The organism is Chitinophaga pollutisoli (genome assembly GCF_038396755.1).
GTDB classification, from domain to species: Bacteria; Bacteroidota; Bacteroidia; order Chitinophagales; family Chitinophagaceae; genus Chitinophaga; species Chitinophaga pollutisoli.
In genome coordinates this window covers 5100545-5126194 of the sequence record NZ_CP149822.1, presented here as the reverse complement: position 1 = coordinate 5126194, position 25650 = coordinate 5100545, and the positions used below count along the sequence as shown (strand labels likewise).

At 55.0% G+C, this 25650-nt stretch carries 17 protein-coding genes and 1 tRNA gene; 9 read left to right on the top strand and 9 right to left on the bottom strand.

Annotation, left to right across the window (positions count from 1 at the left end; genetic code table 11):
* Positions 1-6 precede the first annotated feature (6 nt).
* The 3 genes from WJU16_RS21800 to WJU16_RS21790 form a co-directional block, all read right to left on the bottom strand.
* Entirely contained in the window at positions 7-1047 is a 1041-nt protein-coding gene (locus WJU16_RS21800) for an efflux RND transporter periplasmic adaptor subunit (RefSeq protein ID WP_341835516.1), read from the bottom strand.
* Between the two features lie 591 nt (positions 1048-1638).
* On the bottom strand, positions 1639-2526 hold the full coding sequence (locus WJU16_RS21795; protein WP_341835515.1) for a helix-turn-helix domain-containing protein: 888 nt from the start codon (positions 2524-2526) through the stop codon (positions 1639-1641).
* 76 nt (positions 2527-2602) lie between these two features.
* On the bottom strand, positions 2603-4708 hold the full coding sequence (locus tag WJU16_RS21790) for an endonuclease MutS2 (RefSeq protein WP_341835514.1): 2106 nt from the start codon (positions 4706-4708) through the stop codon (positions 2603-2605).
* 328 nt (positions 4709-5036) lie between these two features.
* Here WJU16_RS21790 and msrA point away from each other — a divergent pair, with 328 nt between their 5' ends.
* Positions 5037-5591: a peptide-methionine (S)-S-oxide reductase MsrA gene (msrA, locus tag WJU16_RS21785; protein ID WP_341835513.1), complete on the top strand. Its 555-nt coding sequence runs from the start codon at positions 5037-5039 to the stop codon at positions 5589-5591.
* Positions 5592-5614: 23 nt separating this feature from the next.
* Here msrA and WJU16_RS21780 read toward each other — a convergent pair whose 3' ends face one another.
* The 3 genes from WJU16_RS21780 to WJU16_RS21770 form a co-directional block, all read right to left on the bottom strand.
* A complete protein-coding gene (locus WJU16_RS21780) occupies positions 5615-5815 on the bottom strand; it encodes a hypothetical protein (RefSeq protein ID WP_341835512.1) in 201 nt (66 codons plus the stop codon).
* Between the two features lie 222 nt (positions 5816-6037).
* The gene (locus WJU16_RS21775) at positions 6038-9439 is read right to left on the bottom strand and encodes a DUF1080 domain-containing protein (protein WP_341835511.1); all 3402 of its coding nucleotides are present in this window, start codon (positions 9437-9439) and stop codon (positions 6038-6040) included.
* Positions 9440-9461: 22 nt separating this feature from the next.
* Positions 9462-10736, bottom strand: a complete 1275-nt coding sequence (locus tag WJU16_RS21770; RefSeq protein ID WP_341835510.1) for a Gfo/Idh/MocA family oxidoreductase — start codon at positions 10734-10736, stop codon at positions 9462-9464.
* 164 nt (positions 10737-10900) lie between these two features.
* On the opposite strand from WJU16_RS21770, the gene WJU16_RS21765 reads away from it, so the two are divergent.
* The gene (locus WJU16_RS21765; protein WP_341835509.1) at positions 10901-11695 is read left to right on the top strand and encodes a helix-turn-helix domain-containing protein; all 795 of its coding nucleotides are present in this window, start codon (positions 10901-10903) and stop codon (positions 11693-11695) included.
* A gap of 67 nt (positions 11696-11762) precedes the next feature.
* Positions 11763-12140: a VOC family protein gene (locus tag WJU16_RS21760; RefSeq protein WP_341835508.1), complete on the top strand. Its 378-nt coding sequence runs from the start codon at positions 11763-11765 to the stop codon at positions 12138-12140.
* Here the strand turns inward: WJU16_RS21760 and WJU16_RS21755 are convergent.
* A complete protein-coding gene (locus tag WJU16_RS21755) occupies positions 12131-12877 on the bottom strand; it encodes a lysophospholipid acyltransferase family protein (RefSeq protein ID WP_341835507.1) in 747 nt (248 codons plus the stop codon). The two genes, WJU16_RS21760 and WJU16_RS21755, sit on opposite strands and share 10 nt — an antisense overlap.
* Positions 12878-12909: 32 nt before the next feature.
* Positions 12910-13581 (bottom strand): uracil-DNA glycosylase, encoded by a 672-nt coding sequence (gene ung / locus WJU16_RS21750; RefSeq protein WP_341835506.1) that lies wholly within the window; start codon positions 13579-13581, stop codon positions 12910-12912.
* Between the two features lie 95 nt (positions 13582-13676).
* Between ung and WJU16_RS21745 the strand changes: the two genes are divergently transcribed.
* The 6 genes from WJU16_RS21745 to WJU16_RS21720 all read left to right on the top strand — a co-directional run bounded on the left by WJU16_RS21745 (position 13677) and on the right by WJU16_RS21720 (position 24511).
* A tRNA-Arg gene (locus WJU16_RS21745) sits at positions 13677-13750 on the top strand.
* Between the two features lie 463 nt (positions 13751-14213).
* The gene (locus tag WJU16_RS21740; protein ID WP_341835505.1) at positions 14214-16391 is read left to right on the top strand and encodes a PQQ-binding-like beta-propeller repeat protein; all 2178 of its coding nucleotides are present in this window, start codon (positions 14214-14216) and stop codon (positions 16389-16391) included.
* A gap of 68 nt (positions 16392-16459) precedes the next feature.
* Positions 16460-18256 (top strand): sigma-70 family RNA polymerase sigma factor, encoded by a 1797-nt coding sequence (locus WJU16_RS21735; protein ID WP_341835504.1) that lies wholly within the window; start codon positions 16460-16462, stop codon positions 18254-18256.
* 210 nt (positions 18257-18466) lie between these two features.
* Positions 18467-21844 (top strand): SusC/RagA family TonB-linked outer membrane protein, encoded by a 3378-nt coding sequence (locus WJU16_RS21730; RefSeq protein ID WP_341835503.1) that lies wholly within the window; start codon positions 18467-18469, stop codon positions 21842-21844.
* A gap of 11 nt (positions 21845-21855) precedes the next feature.
* A complete protein-coding gene (locus WJU16_RS21725) occupies positions 21856-23310 on the top strand; it encodes a RagB/SusD family nutrient uptake outer membrane protein (RefSeq protein ID WP_341835502.1) in 1455 nt (484 codons plus the stop codon).
* A gap of 73 nt (positions 23311-23383) precedes the next feature.
* The gene (locus tag WJU16_RS21720; RefSeq protein WP_341835501.1) at positions 23384-24511 is read left to right on the top strand and encodes a TlpA disulfide reductase family protein; all 1128 of its coding nucleotides are present in this window, start codon (positions 23384-23386) and stop codon (positions 24509-24511) included.
* Positions 24512-24632: 121 nt separating this feature from the next.
* Here the strand turns inward: WJU16_RS21720 and WJU16_RS21715 are convergent, their stop codons facing one another.
* Complete coding sequence (locus WJU16_RS21715; RefSeq protein WP_341835500.1) at positions 24633-25640, bottom strand: serpin family protein; 1008 nt, start codon at positions 25638-25640, stop codon at positions 24633-24635.
* Between the last annotated feature and the right edge of the window lie 10 nt (positions 25641-25650).

Genomic DNA, 25650 nt, shown 5'->3' with positions numbered 1-25650 from the left:
TGTTACTTACAATGTTTTTGATTGAAGCACACTGTCTGCCGGTACCGGCTGCGGTGCGATGACTGCCCCGTCTTTTAAATTGCCGGTTCCGGACAGCACGATCTTATCGCCTGCTTTCAACCCGTCGCTTACATAATAAAAGTTGGCAGTCTTTCCGAAAATCCTGATGGGCCTGCTGGCCACTTTGTTGCTGTCTGCCACGGTGTATACCAGCACTTTGTCCTGGATCTCGAACGTAGCTTCCTGCGGAATGGTGATAGCAGCGGGAACTTCCTGTGCAAATCTTACTTTGCCCGTATTGCCCGTACGCAGTACGCCATCGGGGTTGGGGAAAGTGGCGCGGAATGTGATGGCGCCGGTGGTCTTATTGAACTGCCCGTCTATCGTTCCTATTTTTCCTTTCTCAGTGAACGTGCTGTTATCTGCCAGTATCAGTTCAACCGGAGGTGCATTCTTCAGTTTCTCTTCCAGCGTTTTGCCGGGGAAGTTGTTCTTGAATGTGATGAAGTCCGCTTCGCTCATTGAAAAGTAAGCGTACATTTCACGTACTTCGGAAAGCACCGTAAGGGGCTGGGCATCGGCGTTGCTTACGAGGGCGCCCACCTTATAGGGGATCCTTCCGATGTAACCGCTTACCGACGCGGTAATCAGGGTATAGCCTACATTGATCCGCGCGCTGCCTGCTGCTGCCCTGGCCTGGGCCAAAGCGGCTTTTGCTGCCTCATAGTTTGCTTTCGCCGTTTTTAGCTGTACCTCAGAGATCACGTTGCTGGCCACCAGAGGGGTCAGGCGGTCCACTTCAACCTGCGCCTTTTCAACGTTAGCCTGCGCTGCAAGCTGGTTAGAAGAGGCGCTGTTCAATTGTTCGGCATATACCTTCGGATCTATTTTAAACAATGGCTGCCCTGCTTTTACATAAGCGCCTTCATCTACAAATATTTTTTCGAGGTAGCCGGATACCTGCGGGCGCACGTCTACATTCACCTTTCCTTCCAGCGAAGCGGGAAACTCCAGGTAAGTGGTAGCCGGGGCCGAAGTAACCACCATTACGGGCAACTGCGGGGGACCCTGCTGGGGGGGCCAGCCTGGGGAGATGAGCAGCTATATAATAATACAGCCAACATCAGGATGCCTGACAAGTAACCGAGTGGCTTGTGTGTGGTCATTTTTTTGAGTGATAGTTCCATTTGTTATAGTGTTATAGAATTGAACGTGAGTCCGGTTTAACCGGCAAGGCAGGCCCGTGTTGAACATGTTACCGTTAACAGACCCATGCCTTGGTATGCTGTATTTCAGATGTTTTTTTGTTCGCCAATAATTGTTTCAATATCGTCCGGCCTTATGCACGCGGCATAAGCATTGCTCTTTTTATGTAAAAAGCAATAGACATTACAGAACATTCAGGCATGGACGTGCCTGGCTATTCAAAACATGGTGTGAAAAAAGGAGACTACATACTGCCTGGGCCGCAGTAAAGCTGTAACGATCAGGGTTTCGGCACAAGTTGCTGTCCATGTGCCTTCGGATGTTGTTACAGTTAGGTTACTTAACTTTCATGATCGTAAGAATTGATGCGTTGCAATTGACACTGCAAATCTATAAAAAGTCTCATTCGCGTGTACATTCCATATCACGGGATTAATTGTACTTTTCGCGGATGCTTTTTTGAAAAAGCGCGGGGGTTTGTCCCGTGTGCTTTTTGAAGAATCTGGAAAAGTAGGCGTCGTCGTCGAAGTTCAACTCGCCCGCTATCTGTTTGACGGAATGCTTCTGCCAGAACAGGAGCCGCTTGGCTTCCATGATCCGCTTGGCGTCTATCACCTGCTTGGCGCTCCGCCCGATGGTGTTTTTTACCGTATCGTTTAGATGCCCCGGCGTTACATGCAGCATTTCCGCATATTCGCTCACCTGCACCTTGTCCCGGAAATGTTCATCCACCAGGATCTTGAACTGTACGCCCAGCGCATTGCCGCCGTAGTGCTCCGTCCGGTATTCTTCCCTGCCGGGGCGCGCAATGCGGCCGCAGGCGATGATGAAGGCAGACAGCACGTTTCGAATGATGGCTTCCTTACGGGGCCGGTCGCTGCGGTACTCGTGCAGGAGGATGCGGGCGAACGACAAAAGCTCCTGCAACTGGTGTTCTTCCAGGTGAAGGATGCTGTCTTTAAACGTGCATTGCCAGCAACTCAAAACCCCCAGCGTTTCTGTAATAAGAAAATCGCGGGTGAAGTACATGGCAAGCACTTCGGCATCGGCGCTCCGGTCGTGCTGGTGGATCTGATCCGGCTCCAGCATGATCAGCGCAGGCGCATGTATGGTATGTTTTTCGAAATCAATGTATTGCGTCACACTCCCTTTGAGCAGTAAATCCACGGTGTAGCCATCGTGCCGGTGGGGCGAGGCAATCCCTTCCCAGTCGATTTCCTTTAAGTTAGCCAGGTGAATAATAAATTGCGATCCTTCCTCTGCCAGAGGGGAATCCTGTACGCTCACCAGGGGTATATGGTTGTACTTGGTCAGTTGCATGGGTCGTGTTTTTAAAGGTCATCTCTCCCGTGCCAGACGGTTTCAATAAGCATAATTCCAGTCTGTAAAGATACGGCTATTCCACCTGCTGGCGTTCCTGGACGAGCACGAGATCGGCCAGCTTCACCTGGATAGGGATGTTCCCGACCTGCACCACGGCGGCTTTCGACCGCAATTCGAGCACTTTGCCCACCTGGTTGTTGGTCCGGATCTTCACCTTGTCGCCTACCTTCACTTCTCCTTTGATCTCCTGGAACTTGTTGTCCACCTTCTTCTGTATCTTTTCGTTGATGGCTTTGGAGCGTTTATGGAAGAGCAGCTCTTCGGCCTGGCGGATCACTTTCTGTTTATCGTCGGTCCGTTTCCATTCGATCACGATCTGCTTGAGCTTGCGCTCCATGTCTTTCAGATACTGGATCTCCTCTTCCCGGATCTTATTCTGGAGTTTCTGGAGGGTATATTCATGCTGTTTTCTTTCCTTGTCCGACAGCAATTCGTATTCTTTCTTGAGTTTCTCGTTTTCTTTCAGCAGCTTCTGCAGTTCTTTTTCCTTGCTTTCCACTTTCTGCATATCCTGCTCGGCTTTGTTGAGGAGCTTATCGAGCCGGAAGTGGCCGTCGTCCACAAGTTTCCTGGCGCGGTTGATGAGGCTCTGGTCGAGCCCGATGCGCTGGGCGATGGAGAAGGTGTAGGAGCTGCCGGGTTTGCCGATGATGAGCCGGTAGAGGGGCGCGAGCTTTTCCTCGTCGAAGCCCATGGCGGCGTTTACGATACCTTTCACCTTGCCGGCCATGACCTTTAGGTTGAGGTAGTGGGTGGTAACGATCCCGAAAGCATGCTTGCGGGCCAGTTCTTCCATGATCACTTCGGCGAAAGCGCCTCCCAGGTTGGGATCGGAACCGGAGCCCAGTTCATCGATGAAGAAGAGGGTTCTCCCGTTGGCGCTTTCCATGAAATGCTTCATGTTTTTGAGATGGGAGCTGTAGGTCGACAGCTCGAACTCCAGACTCTGGGTATCGCCGATGTGGATCATCACCTGCCGGAAGATGCCGAGCTGGCTCGTGGGGTGCACGGGCACCAGGAGCCCCGCCTGCAACATGAGCTGGATCAGCCCTACGGTTTTGAGCGTCACAGTCTTACCGCCTGCATTGGGCCCGGAAATCACGAGGATGTGGTTATCCTTGTCCAGCGTCATGTTCACGGGTATGGTGGGCTTGCCCTGCTTGCGGTTGTACAGCAACAGCAAGGGGTGGTATGCTTCCACCAGGTGCACCTGTGCATGGGGCACCAGCATGGGATAATTCCCGTTGATATCCAGCGCCAGGCGGGCTTTGGCCCGGATGAAATCAAATATCCCCAGGATATCGTGGTAGCCGGTGAGCAGGTCGTGGTGTTTGGCCAGGTTGGACGTGAGGGTCCGCAGGATGCGGTACACCTCTTTCTCCTCCTCCCTTTCGAGGGAAAACACCTCGTTGTTGAGCTGGATGGTTTCCTCCGGTTCGAGGAAGGCCGTTTTCCGTGTGTCCGACTCACCGTGCAAAATCCCCTTCACCATGCGCTTCTGCTCTGCGAAAATGGCCACTACCCGGCGCCCGTTGAGGAAGCTCTCCTCGATGTCGGCCAGGTAACCCTGTTTCTGGAGCTTGCCCAGTATCCGGTCGAATACCCGCCGCAGCTCCATCCGTTTCCGGTAGAGCGACATGCGGATTTTCGCCAGCTCCGGCGTGGCGTTATCCAATAACTGTCCCGCTTCGTCCAGCACCTCGTCGATCATCGTTACGATCTTTTTTTCGTAATGCGTTCGCTCGATGACGCCGTACAAGGCGGAATAGGTAACTCTCCTGTCGTTATCAAAGAACCTGAAAATGCTGCCCATGCTTTCCGTCAGCTTGCGGATGAGCATAAACTGCTCTCCCGTGAGCACAGCCCCCTGGATTTCAAGGAGGCGGAGCTCCTTTTTCAGGTTGAGGATGTAATCGTTCGGGAAATGCTGCTGCAAAAGCACCAGCTGTTTGTATTCATGCGCCTGTTGCAGCGCCGTCCTCACAAAATCGATATGCGTATGCAGGCGCAATTCGGCGGCCATCGTTTTGCCCAATTCCGTCTTGCAATGTTCCTGCAGCAATAACTTTACCTTGTCAAATTCGAGCTGGTATAGCGCCGAATCCGGAAATAATTTCACTTGTCTGTCAATTTTTAATCATGGCGCCGGCCCAGGGCAGCCTTCCTTTTTTCGTTCCGCAAAGGTGGCCTATCCTCGGGAAATGCTGAAAACTGATTGATCAACAACCGGCAACGAATGACAAATGCCGTTCATCAACCGTCGGTTTTCAAAAGAATGTTAAAGTTACTTAACTTGTTGATCCAATCCGCCGTTGATATCGTTAATTTGAAGACAATACTTCAAAATGAACTTACTGAAACATAGCTTGTTTGTACTGTCGTTGCTCGGCACCAGCCTGGCATCCTGCGGCAGGCAGACGGCTCAAAAAAACCAAGAACCTGGAGACATGACTATTTCGAAAGACCAAAAGACGGCACAGGCTACCTTCGGCACGGGGTGCTTCTGGTGCACCGAAGCCCAGTTCCAGCAGCTGGAAGGGGTATTGACGGTGGAATCGGGGTATTCCGGCGGCGAAAAGCCCAATCCGACGTACGAAGAGGTTTGCACCGGCAATACCGGGCACGCGGAAGTGGTCCAGATCACCTACGATCCGGCCAAAATTACATTCGCCCAGCTGCTGGAAGCGTTCTTCCTCAGCCACGACCCTACCCAGCTGAACCGCCAGGGGAACGACGTAGGTACCCAATACCGCTCAGTAATCTTCTATCATGATGCCGAACAGCAGCGGGAAGCGGAGTTTTACAAGAAGAAAGTGGAAGAATCGGGAGCGTACGACAAACCGATTGTCACGGAAATCTCCCCTTATTCGGCGTTTTTCAAAGCCGAAAACTATCACCAGAACTATTATAACGAGAACGGATCGCAGCCGTATTGCTACTACGTGGTGAAACCAAAACTGGAAAAATTCAAAAAGGCCTTCGCCGGCAAACTAAAAAAATAGACGCCAGGAGCGTCTATTTTTCTTTACAGTATTTCTATATCCCTGGAGCCCTGGTAGAGCCATGACAGTAAAAAATACGCTATGGCTGTGATTATCAGGACGTATCCCGCAAACCCCAGCGCCATGGCCGTTTCGGTCCGCATCCAGCTGTTTATTTCCGAGAAGTAGGCAAGAACCGCCAGGATCACGCCTGTTATTCCGCCAATAATGGTTACTGTTTTCATTTTAGGTTAAACTTTAAGGGTTAAGCTTGCGAATTATCACATTTTATACATCCTATAACGTGCCATACCGCACAAAGTTTACAGGCGTGGATAAAGTTACTTTCCGTCCCTAAAATGTGGATAACCCGCCACGGTGCGCGGTCCTTTTCCGAGGAATTTTGACACAAAAAAGGGACCGCCCGAAGGCGGTCCCATATCTTGCGATGCCTTTGCGGCAACCGGCTATTTCTTTTTCTTCTTGCCTTCTGCTTTGGGCGCGCCGGCAGTCAGGTCCTTGATACGGATGTTGCGGAATTTCACCACAGATCCGTGACCCAGAAACCCGATATGACCGCTGGTCCTTTTCAGACCGGGGTGATCTTTCTTGTCGAGGGTGCCATTGTCGCGGGCGTCGGCGATATCACCGTCGAGGATCACCGTACCGTTAAGTTCCACGGTGATACGGGTGCCTTTAACGGTCACCTGCTCGTAGTTCCACTCGCCAACGGGCTTCAGGAAGCCGCGTTTGGCGGCGATTACGCCGTATACGGAACCATGGTACTGGTACACCTGGAGGTTCTTGTAGATATCGGCTTCGTTATCCAGTATCTGGAGCTCCATGCCCTGGTAAGCGGCGTCGCCGGTGAGGGGGGCGCGGATACCCAGGCCGTTGTTGGCGCCGGGCGTCAGCTGGAACTCGAAACGGTACACGAAGTCGCCGTATTCGTTTTTGGTGTAGAGGTTACCACCGCCGTGGCCGCCGGGGCGGCAAACGATGGCGCCGTCTTCCATCACGTAGCTCGTGGTGTTGCCGGTCCATTCGTGCATGTTGGTGCCATCGAACAGGATCTTGTACCCTTCTTTCCTCTCTTCAGCGCTCAGCTCGAAAGGTTTCGGGCGTTCGAACTCACGTACATACAGGTTCCTGTAATATACGTTGGTGCCATGCGCCTGCAGCTCGATCTGCTCTTCAGGGAAGATGGGAAGGCCGCGGTCCCAGAAGTTTTCCAGGATCACGTTGTCCACTACTTCCACGCCGTTGAGGTAAACCGTTACGCGGTCGCCTTTCATGATGATGCGGAAGTTATTCCACTCGTTGATGGCATTATCGGCCAGTTTGAGCGGTTTGGAAGGATTTTTCTGGTTGTTGTACAAACCACCGGAACCTACTTCAGCGCCAACATCGCGGCGGGTAGTATCCCAGATCTGCACCTGCGGGGTACCGCGGAGGTAAACGCCCGCGTCGCCGTTCGGCTCGATCTTCCAATCCACAAACATTTCGAAATCACCATATTTTTTGTTGGTGCAGAGGTTGTCGCCATGGCCGTTGAACCACAGCACACCGTCTTTCACGCTCCAACCTTCGCGCATCTTGGCATCGGCTTTCTCCTGTTCTTTTTTCAGGGTAGCCGCGTCCATTTTGGCGCGTTTGATGGGGTCGGCCACGAGGCCTTTCCAGCCGCTGAGGTCTTTGCCGTTGAACATCGACACAAACCCTTCACCGGCAGGCATTTCAGAGAGATATTTACGGATCGCCTCGCGCTGGTAGCCGGCATCGCCGCCTTTCAGTACAGTGGAGGTTTTCTCGAGGAGATTTTTCACGATAGCGCCGCTGTAGGATTTATCCGCCAGGGCGATGTTCATGACAGCCTGCGCCGCTTCCTGCTGTGCGTCTTTGTCATCCAGGTACTGGCCTGCGAAAACGAGCGCGGGGAAGGTTTTGCACTGCTCCGCCTGGCCAAGGATGGATTTCTTCAGGCCGGCGTCGCTGGTCAGCTCCATCGCATTGATGAGCATGAGCAGGCGCTGCTCTGCGCGGGTTTCGGCTTTGGCAAGGCGAACGTAGCCTTTGAGGGCTTCGGTACGCGCGCCGGCGTCTTTCCGGGCGATATCGAGCAGGGGCTGCATAGCGGAAACGTCTTTCCAGGCGCTCAACGCCGCTACGGCCGCTTTCTTTTGTTCCGCATTGCCTTTGTCAAATGCTTCCTTCACTACGGCGAGCGAGGATGCGCCGCCGATACCACCGAGAACGCTGAGGTAACGGTCGCGTTTGTCAGCAGGAGCGCTTTTCATGGCGGCAACTACCTGGGCGGCGTTATCGGAACCGGAAGCGGCTGCGATCACGGCTTCCTGCAGGCCCTTCACGTCCTGCCCACCGGCAGTGTTCAGGAGATCAAGCAGGGTGGCGAGGCTGGCGGGGCTGGCCAGGTCTTTCAACGAAGCGAACGCAGCTTTGCGAACAGCTTCATTTTTAGATTTGGTGAGCGGCAACACCTGTGTAAAAGCAGCGTCGGCTTTGCGGGTGGCCAGCACGTCGAGCAGGGCTACCTGCGCACCGGCGGGCACGCCTGCAACGGCGGCTGCGGATTGCGTGGCTACTTCATTGCCTTTGATGGTTTTGAGGACCGACTGCACAGCGGCTACATCCGCGTCATTACCCTTGGAAATCACCTCGATGAGCGCTGGCACGGCCTGGGCGCCACCGATCTGGCCGGAAGCGGTAATGGCGGCGAGGCGCACTTCGGGGTTCTTGTCGGCCAGGAGGCGTTGTACAGCAGGCAGCGCAGCGGCTACTTTATTTTCACCCAACATGCCGATGATGGCTGCTTTGGAAGCGGGAGACGCCTTGCTGAGGGTTTTAAGCCATGCGGCTACGCTCACCGCGTTCAAGCGCTTGCCGGCCAGTTTGAGGGCGGCGTCACGGTATTCCGCGTTGGCGTCGCCGGCGGCGGCGGTGAGGCGGGACAGGTTACGGTCGCCATACACCTGGTCCAGTAGGGCCAGTGCGGCGGTGCGTACATGCACTTCCTTCGCGTTGCCGAGCAGGCTTTCAGCCAGGCGGGCGGCTTCGCCTTGCTGGCCATTTTGCGCCAGCTGCTGGATGTAGGCCAGGTAAGCGGTAGTGGCGTTGGTTACATCATATTTATAACCGGTTTTGGAAGCGAAGCCTTGCATGGCTGCGGCCGAATTCGGCGAAGCGATATAAGACAGGGCATACAATGCGGTTTTCGCCAACATTTTGTCGGGCGAGGAAGCCAGCGGCACCAGCACGGAGGCGGCTTCAGGCACTTTCGCGTCGCCGATGGCGAGCACGAGGCTTTGCTTGTTGCGGCCTTCGGCTTTGTTTACGGCATCGAGCAGCGCTTTGCGGGAAGCGGCGCTGTTGATCTGCACCAGGGTGCGGGCGGTGATGGCGGACAGGCGCTCATCGGCCAGGTAAGGCGCCAGTGCGGGCACGGCGTCGTCGTTACCGATGGATTCGAGGCGGCGGATGAAAAATTCCTTCACCTCTTTATCTTGCACTTTACCGAGTGCTTTTACGTAAGATTTGACAGCGGCGGCTTTGAGGCTTTCTTTGCCGGGCTGGGTTACGTAGAATGCGTAACCAGTGAGTGCGAATTCGGCGGGGGCGTTGTCGCCTTTGCCGGGGGCGGTCATCATGGAAGCGATGCCGAGCACGCCTTCTTCGCCCATTTCGGCGAGGGCCTTCATATTGGCTTCGAGGGCGGCTTTATCTTTGGCTGGTTGCTGTTGCAGCAAATCCGCCACTTTCGTATGCGCGGCCCGGTTATCCTGCTTCGGCTGGGCGAAAACCGCCAGCTGGGCGAGGCAACAGGCTGCGATCAGGAATGTTTTTTTCATCATGGTGCTGTTGGAAGGTGAAGGGCTAGATGGTCCAGGGTCCGCGGAAAGCCGGGAAGAGGAGGCGGTTGGCGCCTTCGTCGTTCACGAATTCCTGCTTCACGGGGTCGAACTGGAGGTCACGACCGAGTTGCAGGGCTACTTTGCCGATGTTGACGATGGTACAGGAACGGTGGCCGTTTTCTTCGTTGAGCGCAAATTTCTTGCGGTTCTTCACGGCGTCCACGAAGTCGGTCACCTGTGGCGCCGGGTCGGGGAATGCAGCCAGTTTCTTTTCCAGGTCAGGGATCGTGGATTTGAAGCCGGGGAACAGTTTGCCATTGGGCCCTTCGATATAGGCGGCGCCTGTTTCGGTGCCGGCGCCGTCGAGCACGATCTGGCAGCCATCTGCGTACGTATAAGTGATCTTGCGCCAGGTGCCCACCGCGTCGGAGTGCTGCTGGGGTGCGTCGATCTCTACTTTCACGGGGCTGGTATCATCCTTGCCGAGGAAGTACTGAACGGGGTCCAGGTAGTGCTGGCCCATGTCGCCCAGGCCACCGCCATCATAATCCCAGTAACCGCGGAAATTGTTATGCACGCGGTGCGGGTGATAGGGCTTATACGGGGCGGGACCGAGCCACATGTCGTAATCCAGTTCTTTGGGAACGGCCTGGGGCTCGAGGTTGGTTTTACCTACCCAGAAGAATTTCCAGTCGAAGCCGGTGTGGCGGCTTACGGTCACTTTCAGCGGCCATCCGAGCAACCCGCTTTCCACGAGTTTCTTGATGGGGTGAACGGTGGTGCCCATGCCGTAGAATCGGTCTGCGAAGCGGAACCAGGTGTTGAGGCGGAAAATGCGGCCATGCTGCTGCACGGCTTCCACCAGGCGCTTGCCTTCCCCGATCGTGGCGGTCATCGGTTTTTCGCACCATACATCCTTCCCTGCGCGGGCGGCGTCGGCAGCGATAATACCGTGCCAGTGCGGCGGCGTGGCTACGTGAACGATGTCCACTTCCGGCAGCTGGATCAGCTCGCGGTAGTCAGAAAACGTTTTCACTCCTTTGTCGCCCAGCTGGTTCATGGCCTGCTGGATGTGCCCTTTGTCGACATCGCAGATGGCCACAACGCGGGTGCCTGCATAACCGAAGTGACCGCGGCCCATGCCGCCGGTGCCCACTACGCCCTTCGTCAGCGTATCGCTCGGGGCCAGATAGCCGCGACCCAATACGTGGCGGGGAACGATGGTAAAGGCCGCTAACGCTCCCAGGGAATTACGGACAAATGACCGCCTGGAAGGATGATTGACTTTTTTTCCCATGATCTTTGTAAAAAAGGTAAAACGTGATTTGGAGGGACAAAATACAAATTCAATTCACACATTCTAATACTATTCGCTAAAAAGGTGATAAACTTTAGCTCACTATTTATCGAATGAACAGACTTCTATAAATATTTTGCAAAAGATAATTTAACTTTAAGGAAATGTTCGCCACTTTTGCGCCACCACCGCAGCTATCCGGGCTTGTCCGGATGTTCTGGGCCTTCGAGCACGAGGTGCCCGGAAACACCCCATATGTTTATCGTTCGATGGCGGACGGATGCGCGGAGCTGATCTTCCATTACCGGAACCGGTTTTCGCCGTTATCGGGAACGGAAGGTGCGGGATTTTCTCATCTTCATGCCCAAACCAGCCGGTATTCGCGGTTCCTCACGCACGGGAGCTTCGGCATTTTCGGCGCGTACCTCTACCCCACGGCCGTTCCCCTGTTCTTCGGCCACTCAGCGTCTTCCGTCGTCAACAGCATGCCCGACCTGCAGAGCATCATGGGCCGCGACGGCATCGATTTGGAAGAGCGCATCATTACCGCCCGCTTCCATCATCAGCGTGTAGCCATCTTATCAGATTATCTTCTCGCGCTTCTCTCCCGCCGCAAACCCGCCAACGGCGCGGTGCAGCTGGCGGTGCAAACGATCCTCCGGGCCAACGGGATGGTTAATATTAAAGCGCTGGCCGGTTCCATCAGTTTATCCACCCGCCAGTTCGAGCGCAACTTCAAAGCCGCTGCGGGCTTCTCCCCGAAACTCTTCACCCGCATCATCCGCTTCCACCGCGCCCTCGATGCATACGGACAATACGACGGCAATCTGACCGGCCTCGCTTACGAATGCGGTTATTACGACCAATCACATTTCATTCACGATTTCCGTGAGTTCTCCGGCTACCTCCCCCGCGAATATTTCCTGGGCCGCCCGGAAGGCATCGAGTACCGCGAGTAAATGCATGTCGCATTTCTCCAATTTTCCCGGCAACGCCGCGCCTACCTTTGGTGAAAACTTATTTATTATGGCAACTGCAAACAAACCTGCGGGCATGCGCACCGTGAGCCCGTACTTCCTGGTGCACGACAGTGAAGGATTCCTCGGTTTTATGAAAGAAGTTTTCGGCGCCACGGAAAGCGGTGTGTACCGCAACGACGAAGGGCAGATCCTCCACGCCGAACTGCGCCTGGGCGATGGCAGCATCATGTTCGGAGGCGCCACCAAAGACTGGCCCGCCGAAACGGGCGGCGTATTCGTGTTCGTCGAAAATACCGATGATATATATAATAAGGCCATCAGCCGGGGGAGCGAATCGCGGCAGGCGCCGGAAAACAAAGACTACGGCCGGGCTGCGGGTTTCCGCGATCCGTTCGGCAATACCTGGTGGATTACTCAGGCGTGAGCGGTGTAGTAATCCCACATGATGCGGAAGACTTTTTCTTTCAGCGCGGGCACATCGTCGCGCGTGAGGCCGGTTGTTTCGATCGGTTCGAGGAAATGGTAATCAATGCGGTGGGGCCAGGCGTAGAGGAATTTCCCGGGCACCTGGATTTTGAGCGTATGAAAAAGCAATGATGGCATGATGGGCGTCTGCGTATCCACTGCGAGATTAAAGGCGCCGTCGTAAAATTCTTTGAGCGGCTGGCCGGTGCGGTTGCGGGTGCCTTCGGGAAAGAGGACCATATGCATCCCCATCGCCAACGCTTCCTTCATTTTATCGACGCTTTCACGGCGGCTGGTTTCGCTGCTGCGGTCGACCATGATACCACCGATCCTGTACATCATGCCGAACAGCGGGATCTTTGCCATGGAGGCTTTGGCGAGCGTTTTATTGACGCCGGGCACGCCGGGCGTGGTCACCGGAACGTCGATGAGTGAGTTGTGGTTGCAAACGACTACATACTGGCGGCCTTTGGCGAAGTGATGGAGGCCTTTGCGGTACACGGGGCAACCGATCATGGGCATGTAAAACTTCATCCAGACACGCCCGAGGGCGAGGAAATACCTGGTTTTTCTCGGGTCCGGCATGAGGGAGAAGATCCAGATAGGGATAAAGACGATGAGCAGGGTTGCCGCGAAAAGGAGCAAACCGTATACGGCGTACACACGTCCTGCGATATTTTTAAACCAGTTCATCATGTATGGGATTGTGGAGGAGGGTTTCCGGATCATTATAATTGCCAGTTGACCGGCTCCAGGCCCTGGCGAACAAGCAGTTCATTGGCTTTGGAGAAATGCCGGCAACCGAAGAAGCCTTTGTCGGCGCTGAACGGCGAAGGATGGGCGGCTTTGAGGATGTGGTGCTTCGTGGCGTCGATGAGCACTTGTTTATCCTGTGCGAAGCGGCCCCAGAGCATGAAGATCACCCCTTCCTTTTCGTTGGAGATCTTGCGGATCACGGCGTCGGTAAAGGATTCCCAGCCGATTTTGCTGTGCGAGGCGGGCTCGCCGTCGCGCACGGTGAGGAAAGCGTTGAGGAGCAGCACACCGCTTTCGGCCCAGGGAGTGAGGTCGCCGGTTTCGGCGATGGGGATGCCGAGGTCCTTATTCATCTCTTTATATATGTTCACGAGGGAAGGCGGCGGTTTCACGCCTTTTTGCACGGAGAAGCACAAACCGTGCGCCTGACCCGGGCCGTGGTATGGGTCTTGCCCCAGGATAACCACTTTCACCTGGTCGAAAGGGGTTTTCTCGAACGCATTGAAGATGTTACTCCCTACCGGGTAGATGGTTTTCCCCAGGGCCTTTTCATGCTTCAGGAACATCACGATCTGCTCGAAATACGACTTCTGGAACTCTTCTTTCAGCGCTTCTTTCCAACTGCTTTCTATCTTTACGTCCATTGCTGTAACTTTGTTTCAGAGGATAATTTTGATTTATTGACGGAAAATTATATAAATTTGCACTCCCAATAAAAATAAATTTATTGCGTGAAGCCGGACCGGTAGCTCAGCTGGATAGAGCAGCTGCCTTCTAAGCAGCAGGTCATTGGTTCGAATCCAATCCGGTTCACTCCAGGGATAAATCTGAAAATTGCAGATTTGTCCCTTTTTTTATACCCTATATTTATAGCTTATCTCTTGAACACAAATAAGGTTAAATAAGGAATAAATCTAACAAGCCCCCTTTTCCAGGTCACGCACCGCTTTCTCCAGACGCTTATTTTCATGTTTGAATTGCCTGATTTTTTTGTCAATCTCCTGCAATTAATTTGGAACAACGCCGACGTTTCGGATACACCTGTCTTCTTGGACAATTCGTTTGTTAGCATTGACTTTTAAAAATTGTTCAACCCTATATTTGAATGGATTATTTAGCAGCGAAAGCTGCGCGCACCCATCCCCTGCATTGCCAGAAAGACGAAAAAGCCTGCCGGGTGCAACGCGTACAATTTGCTATCTTCATTGCGATTCCCATCTTGAAAAAACGCCAGGAGCGAAACTGTTGGACCGGCAAGGGCGTAAAAAACGGACGCATGAACAAAAAATTACTGGCGGCCCTTGCGCTTGCCGCCGCGCACAGTATGGCGTGCAATGATTCCCGTACTCCCGGCAACGTTAGAAGCGATTATTCCGGCTGGACGGCCTATGCCGGCTCGAAAGACGGCATCCGTTATTCTTCCAACGATCAAATCAATACCGAAAACGTATCCAGGTTGCGCGTAGCCTGGACTTACAGCAGCCATGACCGGGATACCGCCAACCGCACCCAGAACCAATGCAACCCCGTCATGATCAACGGCGTGCTTTACGGTACCACGCCCACGTTGAAATTGTTCGCGCTGGATGCCGCCACCGGCGAACAGCAATGGTTATTCGACCCGGCGGATGAAGACACCGCGTCCCGGAAAGACCCTTCCCGGTTCTTTAAAGTCAGCCGTGGCGTGGCATACTGGGAAAGCCCCGACGGCAGGGACGTCCGCATCTTTTACAGCGCCGGCGCCCATACCTGGGCCATCAACGCGAATGACGGCAAACCCATCCGCACCTTTGGAGATAACGGACATATCGATTTGGCGGAAGGGCTCGACCGGGAAAAGAACTTCCATCCCTACATCGCCGCCACCACACCGGGCATCATTTACAAAAATCTGCTGATCATGGGCGGCCGTGTAGCCGAATCGGCGGATGCGGCGCCGGGGCATATCCGCGCATTTGATGTGCATACAGGCAAACGCCAATGGATCTTCCATACCATCCCCCATCCCGGCGAAACCGGTTACGACACATGGCCCGATAAAGAGGCATATAAAAAACTCGGCGGCGCGAACAACTGGGCGGGTATGGCCCTGGATGAGGCTACCGGCATGCTGTATGTGCCCACCGGCTCCATCGGCGGCGATTTTTACGGCGCCCGGCGCGAAGGGACCAACCTCTTCGCCAATAGCCTCATCGCGCTCGACGCTGCCACAGGAAAGTACTGCTGGCATTTTCAAACGGTCCACCACGACCTCTGGGACCGCGACCTCGCCGCGAATCCCAACCTCGTGACCCTGCACAAAAAAGGCCAGCGGATCAGCGCCGTGGCCCAGATCACGAAGCACGGCTTTATCTTCCTCTTTGATCGCGCAACAGGCCAGCCTGTTTTCCCCATCGAAGAGCGCCCGGTGCCGCAAGCCGCGCTGCCCGGCGAAAAACCCTGGCCCACGCAACCCTTCCCCACCCTGCCCGAACCCTTCGCGCGGCAAACCTTCACGGAGGCCGACCTCACCGATATTTCTCCCGAAGCGCGCCTGGAAATGTCCGAGCGGTTCAAAACGATCCGTTTCAGCGAAATGTTTACACCGCCCTCCAAAGAAGGCTCCTGGATATTCCCCGGATTCGACGGCGGCGGCGAATGGGGCGGTGCGGCGGTGGACCCTGAAAGCGCTATATTATACGTCAACAGCACCGAGCTGCCCTGGTCCCTCACGATGATCGATGTGCCGCCGGCGGAAGGGCTAAGCAGCATCCATGCGAAAGGGCGGCAAGCCTACAACCGGCATTGCCTTTCCTGCCATGGCCCCGAACTAAAAGGCAACGGCTCCGCGTTCCCTTCCCTGCAGGACATCGGCCAGCGGTACAATGCAGACCAGCTTCGCGGGATGATCGATAACGGGCGAAATATGATGCCTTCCTTCCAGCACATTCCCGCATCCGAAAAAAGCTCCCTGCTGGCGTTCCTTCTGAAATTAGAAGGAAACAGCAAAATAACTGCAGTATCCAAAGAACCGGTGAGCGAAACGATCACCGATCCCTACGTTATGACCGGTTACAACCGCTTCCTGGACAAAAACGGCTACCCCGGCATCAAGCCGCCCTGGGGCACTTTGAACGCGGTGGATCTGAATACAGGCAAGTTGCTGTGGAAAGTGCCGCTGGGTGAGTTCGAGGCGCTGCGGCGGCGGGGAATTCCCGCAACCGGCACGCAGGTATACGGCGGCCCTGTAGTCACGAAAGGCGGATTAATCTTCGTCGCCTCCAGCCAGGATGATAAAATCCGGGCGTTCGATAAAAAAACCGGCAAAATGTTGTGGGAAGCCCGGTTGCCGGCGGCGGGATATGCAACGCCCGCGGTTTACCAGGTAAACGGAAAACAATACGTAGTGATCGCCTGCGGTGGCGGTAAGATCGGCAGCCCTTCCGGCGACCAGTACGTGGCGTTTGCGCTATAGCATCATTTAAAAGCGGCATTTCCTGAAATAATTTTTAGTTTGCAGCCCCAAACGCAAACCATTCCGTATTGACTTCCGGCTCATTACCATACAGCGACAGCAGCCTGCTTTCCAGGATAGCGGAGGGGGATGAAGCTGCATTTGCCGACCTCTTCAACCAATATTCGGGGCCATTGTCGCGCATTTCCATGCGAATGCTCCAGAGCGAAGCGGCCAGTCAGGAAGTACTGCAGGACTTTTTCATCAAATTATGGCTGAACAGGGCCCGCCTGGCGGAAGTAACCGCTCCCGGTCCCTGGCTCCGGAAGGTCCTCATCCGCGAATGCCTGCAATACCTGCGCAAATCCGCATTGTACAGAAGCAAGCTGGACGGCCTTCCCACAATTGCCGACAGCCAGAACCGCGCGATCCAGGCGCTCTCCGTCAAGGAAATCCAGGAAGCAGTGGGCAGGGCGCTCGATTCCATGCCACCCCAGCGGAAACTGATTTACCGGATGAGCCGCGAAAGGGGAATGACCACGAAAGCGATAGCGGCAGAGCTGGGATTGTCGGACGGATACGTAAGAAACGCACTCAGCGCGGCTTTGCAGACCATCCGCGGCTTCCTCCCTCCCATGGATTTACTGCCGGTGGTCGTTATTTTATATTTTTTTAGCAGAGATAGTGACAACACTCTCCCACGCGCATCATCTATAGGAATGGACCACTCCCGTATCACATATATCGTAGGCCGCTACCTCAGCCAAAGCCTCACGGAAGCAGAACAGGCCGCGCTCGGCGACATGCTCCGCGACCCGGCGTACCACGATGCCCTGCTGGCCGCGTTTGATGCGCAGGCCGGTGAACTGGACATGTCGGTACCAATGGATGCATCGCTGCTGCCGATGCTGCATACGGCATTGGCGAGCGACCGGCCACCGGTGCGCGTGGCTTCCCGCCGCCGCTGGTTGTGGACGGCAGCGGCGGCGGTGCTGGCGGTGGTGGCGGGCGGATACCTGTGGCTGTCGCGGCCGGATGCCCCCTCAAAACCGGCTGTGATGGCGGAAAAGCGCGCTATCGTACCCGGCCGGGAAGGCGCGGTGCTCACCCTCGCAGATGGTTCGGAAGTGGTGCTGGATAGTCTTTCCAACGGCACGATCGCGCAGCAGCAAGGCGCGCAGCTGGTGCTGGACAATGCGCAGTTATCATACCGGCCGGAGGATGAAGGTTCGGGGAAGATGGCGTACAATACCATTTCGACGCCCCGCGGGCGGCAATTCAGGATCGTTTTGTCGGACGGCACGCAGGTGTGGCTGAATGCGGCCAGTTCTCTGAAATACCCGGTGGCGTTCGGTGAAGGGGAAAGGTTGGTAGAAATGAAGGGTGAAGCATACTTCGATGTGGCGCCGGACGCGAAGAAGCCGTTTCGCGTGCAGGTGAACCAGCGGGCGGGCATCACGGTGCTGGGCACGCAATTCAATGTGAACGCATATGATAATGAAAAATCTATTGCTGCCACATTGCTCCGTGGCTCGGTGCACGTATCCGCACATGCGCAGGGTCAGGCGGCGGGTGTGATATTGCGGCCGGGGCAACAGGCCCAAATCGCCGGGAACGGGATACGGGTGGATGAACATGCCGATACGGAACGGGTTACGGCCTGGAAGAACGGGCTGTTCAGTTTTGAAGGCCTCGCTTTCGCGGATATCATGCGCCAGCTGGAACGCTGGTACGATATAGAAGTAGTATATGAAAAGGGGATTCCCGACATCGAATTCGAGGGACAAATGACCAGAGACGTGCCGCTGGACGGGCTGCTGACCATCCTCAGCCGTAGCGGCGTGCAGTTCAGGATCGAGGGCAGGAAACTGATTGTTCAGCAATAGCATACATAACAACCAACATCAGATATGAGACGGTAAAAAAAATTACCGCCACAGTTACGACCTGTGACGGTAAAGGATTCAGCTGGCGAAAACAGCCTTTAACATCAATTTTCTAACAACCAAATCTGCTTGCAATTTATGCAAAAAAAACGCTATTGGCCATTGCCCGGTTTGCGGGTCCGCGGGCCTGTGAAACAAATCATTCGGATTATGCGACTCACCACTCTTTTACTGACGGCAGTATTCCTGCAGGCGCACGCCACCGGCAAGGCACAACAGGTCACGATCACGGGCCGGCAGCTGACCCTGCGGGAGGTCTTCAAAGCCATAAAGGATCAGACAGGCCATGTAGTGCTGAATCAGAAAGGCGTTCTCTCCGATGCGAAACCGGTTGCGGTGTCTGCCCAGGATATGCCTTTGCGCCAATTACTTGCGCTCATTTTCAAAAGCCAGCCGCTGGAATACGATATCCAGGGGAAAACGATACTTGTTACACGGAAGCGGCAACCCGAGCCGCAGGTCGCGGATGTCGCTCCTGTTCCCGCCATTGAAATAGCCTTTACTCCTATCAGCGGCGTAGTCCGTTCTGCGGACGGCAAACCCATGCCGGGCGTGAATATCGTGGTGATGGGGCAGACAAAAGGAGCCGTCACCGCCGCCAACGGCACGTTTTCACTGGAAGTGGTGGATGGCGACGTAGTGCGCATCTCGGCAGTAGGCTTCATGCCCCTGACGCTGCGCCGGGTCAACGGCAATTTTGTGATGGTGAAAGCACCAACGGAAAGCCGTCGGGGGAATACAGAAAGCGACGAAGCTGTATCCGCCATGCTTTCGGGAAACGGAAACTTCCTGTCGGTGCGCCTGGTCCCCAGTCCTTCGCCTTTGGATGAAGTGCAGGTGATGGCCTATGGCACCACTACCAAGCGGTTCAATGCGGGGAATATCACATCTATCGCTGCGAAAGAGATCGCCAAAAACCCGGTGAATAACGTGATGGAAGCGCTGCAGGGCAAAGTGCCGGGGCTCTTCATCCAGCAGGTGACCGGCCAGCCGGGCGGGGCTTTTACAGTGAGGATGCGCGGCTCCGCCAACCTCACGACGGGCGCCACGCAGCCGCTGATCATCGTGGACGGGGTACGTTTTCCCGCAGGCACCCTTCCTCTTTCGTCCAACACGCTGTACGCCACGCAGAGCTTCCTGCAGGGAGGCAGCGGGCTGAATTACCTCAACCCGAATGATATCGAAAGCGTGGATGTGCTGAAAGATGTGGACGCCACGGCCATTTACGGCTCCTCCGGCGCCTATGGCGTAATACTTATCACGACTAAAAAAGCACGTGCGAACCGGCAGGCGTTCAATGCCAATATCTATACCGGCGTGTCCGTAATGGGCAAAGCGCCGGAACTGATGAACACCGAACAATACCTCATGCTCCGCCGCGAAGCCCTCAAAAACGACGGCATCACCGTAACGGCGCAGGACCTTGATCTGAACGGCACCTGGCCCGAGGACCGCTACACCAATTGGAGAAAGGAACTCATGGGCAAAGCAGCAGCTACCACCAACGCCAATCTCTCCTACAGCGGCGGCGCGGGTAATACCACCTACCTCTTCAGCGGTAGCCTCCGCAATACCGGCAACATCCAGCGGCATAAAGGCTCCAACCGGGACGGATCCCTGCGGTTTGCCTTGAGCACCGGCACCACCGACAACAAATTCAACCTGTCGCTGACCGGAACTTACCTGAGCGCGGTAAACGATATGGTACCACAGGACTTTTCCGGCTCCGTGATGGCTGTCCCCAATGCTCCGCGCCCGTTTAACCCCGACGGCAGCATCAACTGGGATGCCATCGGCACCAACCTCAACAGCACCAGCTTCGCTTCCAACTTCTACAAACAATACAAACATACGACCGATAACCTCCTGGCAAACGCCACGCTGACCTACCGTCCGGCGAAGAACATCACGCTGAACAGCGTTTTCGGGTACAATACGATCAACGGTAAGGAGCTGGTCGGCAATCCCACCACTACGTTCCATCCCTCCAACATACAGGCGGCCACGCAAACGGTGGGCATCCTGCATAATTATTCAACCCGGTCGATCACGATTTCCCCGTACGGCGAATACCGGAGAACGGTCGCCACACAGGGTAACCTTAGTGTGAAGCTGGGCGCGGAAATCAGCAACCAGGTAACGCAATCGACAGACATCACGGGCACCGGCTTCCCGTCAGACGCGCTCCTGGCCAACCCGGCAGTTGCCACATCGGTTGTATCGCGTTTCGAGCTGAACGAATACCGTTCCATCGGTACCTACGGCATCGTGAAATTCATCTGGAACGAGAAATACATCGCCAACGTCAATTTGCGGTATGACGGTTCCACCAAGTTCGGTCCCGGCAGGCGGTTCGGCAGCTTTGGCTCCGGAGCGCTGGCGTGGATCTTCAGTGAAGAACGCCTGATAAAAAACAATATTCCCCTGTTGAGCTTCGGCAAGCTGCGCGTGAGCAGCGGCGTAGTGGGCGGCGATGCCATCGGTAACTTCCGGTACCTGGAAACATATCAGGCCATGTCCGGCAACTACGACGGCAAAACCGGCCTGCAGCCTAATGCCCTGCCCAATCCCCTGCTGAACTGGGAGCGGAATTTCAACTCCGAGATCGGTTTGGAATTAGGTTTCCTGCAAGACAGGATCATGGCGGATTTCAGCTACTATCACAATCGCGCCGGCAACCAGTTGCTGGGCCAGCCGCTGTCCAGCGTTACCGGATACACAAGCTATACGCTCAATTCCGACGCGCTGATCCGTACCAGCGGTTACGAAGCCAGCATCACTTCCAACAACTTCCGGAAGAAAGATTTCAGCTGGACCACCCGGTTCAACATCACCATTCCTGAGAGCAAGCTACTGCGGCTGCCCACGCAGGCCAATCAGAACTCGAACTATGTGCAGGGCAAACCGGTGACGGGATTGTTGCTGTACAAATACAACGGCGTGAACCCTCAAACCGGTTACTACAGCTTTACCAACGGAAAAGGTGTGACGGATGATTTTTCCAACGTGTTCACACAGGCGGATAAGACCGAGTTCATCGATTTGGCGCCCAAATACTTCGGCAGCCTCACCAATTCGTTTACTTATAAACAGTTCGTGCTGGACTTTTCCATCAACTTCACCAGCAGGATGGGCAAGAACCTGTTGTCCAACGCCATCCTGCCATTCGGTATTTTCGGCGGCAACGGTTCTACCATGTGGCTCGACCGCTGGCAGCAGCCGGGCGACCAAACAGCCGTTCCGAAAGTAAGTACGCAGTTCAGCAACTTCAGCCGCCAGATGCTTTTCAACGAAAGCACGGGCGCCTATTCGGATGCTACGTATGCGCGGCTGCAGAACGTAAGCCTCCGTTACAACTTCAGTGAAAGCCTCAACAAAACGCTGCATCTGAAAAACGGCGGCGTATACCTGCAGGGGCAGAACCTGCTCACGATTTCGAAATACAACGGGCTGGACCCCGAAAACCTCAACCCATCCGTGATTCCGCCCCTGCGGGTGATCACCGCCGGGATTAACGTCACGCTTTAATGTCTGTCAACATGAAACATCGCTTCCATTACAATATTCTCAAAAAACTGCCTGTAATCGCCATTTCATGCGGCATCGCGTTTACGGGCTGCGACAAATACCTCGACGGCACGCAGCTGCCCTCCGGCACTATTGAAGCCGGCGACGTGTACATTAACGACAACATGGCTTCCACCGTTGTTACCGGCATGTTCATCAGCATTAGCCAGAACGCGGGTTTCGGCGGCGGTTCCGGCAGCAACCTGGGCTATGTGCTAGGCCTGTACGCCGACGAACTGCGAAGTACGCTCAGCGGCAATTTCGCGGATATCATCTTCAAGAATGCCATCACACATAGCAATAGCGGGTACTGGTCGGGATACTACGGGATGCTGTTCACCGCCAACGCAGCAATCAGGGGCATTAACAACAGCACCGGCAACCTGGTGTTCAAAAACCAATGGCTCGGCGAAGCATATTTCCTACGCGCGCTTTACCATTTTTACCTGGTGAATATGTACGGTCCGGTGCCGATCGTACTGACGCCGGACTATACCGTCAATAACCGTTTGAGCCGTTCGCCCGTGGCGGATGTATACAAGCAGATCATCGCCGACTTGAAGCTGGCGCAATCGATGCTCCCGGAAGATTACACGAATGGATACGGGGCTGCAACCAGCAGCCGTGTGCGTCCCAACAAAGGCGCCGCCACGGCCCTCCTCGCCCGGGCCTACCTGTATTCCGGCGATTGGGAAAATGCAGAGATACAGGCGACCGAAGTGATTGGCAACAACCGGTACGATACGGTGGCGCTCAGTAACGTTTTCCTGGCCAACAGCAAGGAAACCATTTGGGCGGTGGCACAAAGAGCCCCGGCACGGGCGTATGAATACGGGTTTTATAACGGCGGCATGCCTGCCACCATCACACCGCCGCAGGGCCCTAACTCGTTCAGCGTCTTTGCATCCGCGAGCGAGAACCTCGTGCATGATTTTGAGCCCGGCGACCAGCGGTTTACCGAATGGCTGCGGATGACCACCATCCTGGCTTCTGGTACAAACCCGGCCAGGGAGGTTTACTTCCCCGCCAAATACAAATCACCCGCCAATAACGTAGAATACCAGGTACCATTGCGACTGGCGGAACAATATCTCATCCGGGCTGAAGCCAGGGCAATGCAGAACAAAGGCAACGCCGCCGGCGATCTCAACGTGATCCGCAAACGCGCCGGCCTGGCGGCCGTCCAGCCCGGAAACCAAACCGCGCTCCTTGCCGCCATCGCAAAAGAAAAACGGATTGAACTGTTCGCCGAGTACGGCCATCGCTTCTTCGACCTAAAAAGGACCGGCAAGCTCGACGAAGTGATGAAGCTGGTAGCACCCACCAAGCCGGCCACCTGGGAAAGCTTTATGGCCAACTGGCCCATTCCGCCCAACGACATTCTTTCAAACCCGAACCTTACACCCAACCCCGGGTACGCGCAGTAACCCGACCACAGCACAGGATGGGTAGCCACTCCCCTCCTGTGCCTTATTCATCATGCTTAAATAGTTTTATTACATGAAACATCTTATTCTGGCAGCATCGTTAACGATGCCTGGCATCGCCATGGCCCAATCTTTCGACTACCAGCTGAACGTGCAGCTGAAACAGGCAAAACCCTCTGCTGTAGCGTATCTTATCTCCAATTATGCCTGGTCTAACAGCAAGGTCCTTGATTCCGCCGTATTGCACCATGGCAAAGCTACCTTCAAGGGCAAACTGGAAATGCCTACCCTGGTGCATGTGTTCATCGATCATGACGGACTAGGCTCCAAATGGAGAAAAAACGGGGATGCAATTGATCTGTACCTGGAGAAAGGCAAGCTCTCCATTTCCGGAAAAGACAGCATAAAAAACGCCCGGATCAAAGCCGGCGCTGTCAATCGGCAATACGTAGATTACAAGGATGCGGTGATGGTGTATTACCGGGAAGCGGCAAAAAAACCGGCGCCTACGCCCGAAGAGCTGAAAAGTCCCGGTTATATGGAAACGGTCATGCAGGGATTCCGGCAAATCGCTTTGCAAACCGACACGCTCAAAATGGCCTACATCCGCAAGCATCCGGATTCGTTTGTAAGTCTGGTAGCGCTGGAAGAACTGGCGGGGAAAGATATGGATGTAACTATGGTGGATCCTTTATTCAAAGGTCTTTCAGCCAATATCAGAAATACGCAGTCGGGTAAAAAATTCGCGCAGCGCATCGAAGCGGCCCGGCAGTTCGCGATCGGCGCTCCCGCTCCTGCCTTTACACAAAATGATGTCGACGGCAAGCCCGTTCAACTGTCGGACTTCCGCGGGAAATACGTGCTGGTCGATTTCTGGGCTTCGTGGTGCGGCCCCTGCCGTGCGGAAAACCCCAACCTGCTGAAAGCATACAACACATTCAAGGACAAGAACTTCACCGTACTGGGGGTTTCGCTGGACATGCCCGGCAAAAAGCAGGATTGGTTGAATGCAATCGCAAAAGACGGCCTTACCTGGACGCACGTTTCCGACCTGCAGGGCTGGAAAAACGAAGTGGCCGTGCGCTATAACGTGAAAGCCGTGCCCACGAACTTCCTCATCGGGCCCGACGGAAAGATCGTCGCTAAAAACCTACGCAGTGAACGGCTGCATCAGGAACTTGCGCGCATCCTTCCGCAATAAAACCATATCCTGTGAACCCTGTTTAAACCGGCGCCCCACAACGGGGCCGCCGGCGTTTAACGGCAAAGGCCACCCTGCTGGATGGCCTTTGTGCGTGTATTCAGGTATAAGTAAAGCGTTATTATTTCTTCTCCGCCTTCACCATACATTCCGTATTTGCAACTTTCATGATGAAATAAGGATGTTTTGCCTGTTGTTCGCGGATCATAATGAGGAAGGGTTTGTCGAAATGGAGGAGTTTGGGGGGCGCTGCATTGGCGGAGCTATCTGACCCTACCACCGATTCGCTTTCAAGGATGATGCCTTTTTCGTCAAGAACGAAAGCGGTGCGCTGCGCCGCTTCGATGATGTGCAGCGTCTGCCCGCGAACCATCACCTGTTTGTTGATCAGTTCCCGGTATTCGGTGGAAAGGTGAAAGCGAATCTCGGGAATATACACCTCGTCTTCTGCCCCGATCACGTATTTCCAGCCATCCGCTCCCTTCGCCTGCGCCTTCTTTCCTCTTTCGACGGCGGCCTCCACCCGGCCTGTCATGACCGATAATCTGACCCCATCGCAAAATCCCTTGGCCAGCAATATTTCATCGCGCTCCGGGCCTGCCGTAAGGCGGAGAACAAACAGGTCATCGTTGCTATAGTACAGTAACTGCATCTGCGCCGCCTGTGGTCCGTCGTAACGCGCCATGCCGAAAGCCCTGACTTTTGTTTTCCGGTCAAATAACATCCCTCTTTCCAGCCGCGAGAACGGCACGGCGAAGGGCAGTGCTTTCGCAAAAACGGCGCTCGCCCGCAATTCATCATCGGTAACGCTGGCCTTAACTTCGTATGCCTCCTTTGCATGGGCGCCCTCATGAATGTCAGCAGCATTCAGTCGCCGCACGAGCGGATCCGTGCCTGCGGGATCACTGCCTAAAATGCGGGCCAGTTCGTCCCAGGCCAGGGCAAAGCTTGCGGCATACACGATATTGTCTCCCGGTTCGCCGGGATGATCGGGAACGGGTACGAAGACGGTCCGCATGGAGGAATCGAGCTGTTTTTCAGGCGGAAAGCCTGCTGAACCGGGCCCAGAGCCGTAGTTGCAAGCAGTTGCCAGCAGCAGGAGGAATGAAATGAAGAGGGTTTCGCGCATAGGATTTACT

Bases quoted from the DNA above. Each gene is read 5' to 3' on its own strand.
- WJU16_RS21755 (WP_341835507.1), bottom strand. From the start codon at position 12,877: ATGATGAACTGGTTTAAAAATATCGCAGGACGTGTGTACGCCGTATAC.
- WJU16_RS21780 (WP_341835512.1), bottom strand. From the start codon at position 5,815: ATGAAAACAGTAACCATTATTGGCGGAATAACAGGCGTGATCCTGGCG.
- msrA (WP_341835513.1), top strand. From the start codon at position 5,037: ATGACTATTTCGAAAGACCAAAAGACGGCACAGGCTACCTTCGGCACG.
- WJU16_RS21760 (WP_341835508.1), top strand. From the start codon at position 11,763: ATGGCAACTGCAAACAAACCTGCGGGCATGCGCACCGTGAGCCCGTAC.
- WJU16_RS21765 (WP_341835509.1), top strand. From the start codon at position 10,901: ATGTTCGCCACTTTTGCGCCACCACCGCAGCTATCCGGGCTTGTCCGG.
- WJU16_RS21795 (WP_341835515.1), bottom strand. From the start codon at position 2,526: ATGCAACTGACCAAGTACAACCATATACCCCTGGTGAGCGTACAGGAT.
- WJU16_RS21720 (WP_341835501.1), top strand. From the start codon at position 23,384: ATGAAACATCTTATTCTGGCAGCATCGTTAACGATGCCTGGCATCGCC.
- WJU16_RS21725 (WP_341835502.1), top strand. From the start codon at position 21,856: ATGAAACATCGCTTCCATTACAATATTCTCAAAAAACTGCCTGTAATC.
- WJU16_RS21740 (WP_341835505.1), top strand. From the start codon at position 14,214: ATGAACAAAAAATTACTGGCGGCCCTTGCGCTTGCCGCCGCGCACAGT.
- WJU16_RS21800 (WP_341835516.1), bottom strand. From the start codon at position 1,047: ATGGTGGTTACTTCGGCCCCGGCTACCACTTACCTGGAGTTTCCCGCT.
- ung (WP_341835506.1), bottom strand. From the start codon at position 13,581: ATGGACGTAAAGATAGAAAGCAGTTGGAAAGAAGCGCTGAAAGAAGAG.
- WJU16_RS21770 (WP_341835510.1), bottom strand. From the start codon at position 10,736: ATGGGAAAAAAAGTCAATCATCCTTCCAGGCGGTCATTTGTCCGTAAT.
- WJU16_RS21715 (WP_341835500.1), bottom strand. From the start codon at position 25,640: ATGCGCGAAACCCTCTTCATTTCATTCCTCCTGCTGCTGGCAACTGCT.
- WJU16_RS21775 (WP_341835511.1), bottom strand. From the start codon at position 9,439: ATGATGAAAAAAACATTCCTGATCGCAGCCTGTTGCCTCGCCCAGCTG.
- WJU16_RS21730 (WP_341835503.1), top strand. From the start codon at position 18,467: ATGCGACTCACCACTCTTTTACTGACGGCAGTATTCCTGCAGGCGCAC.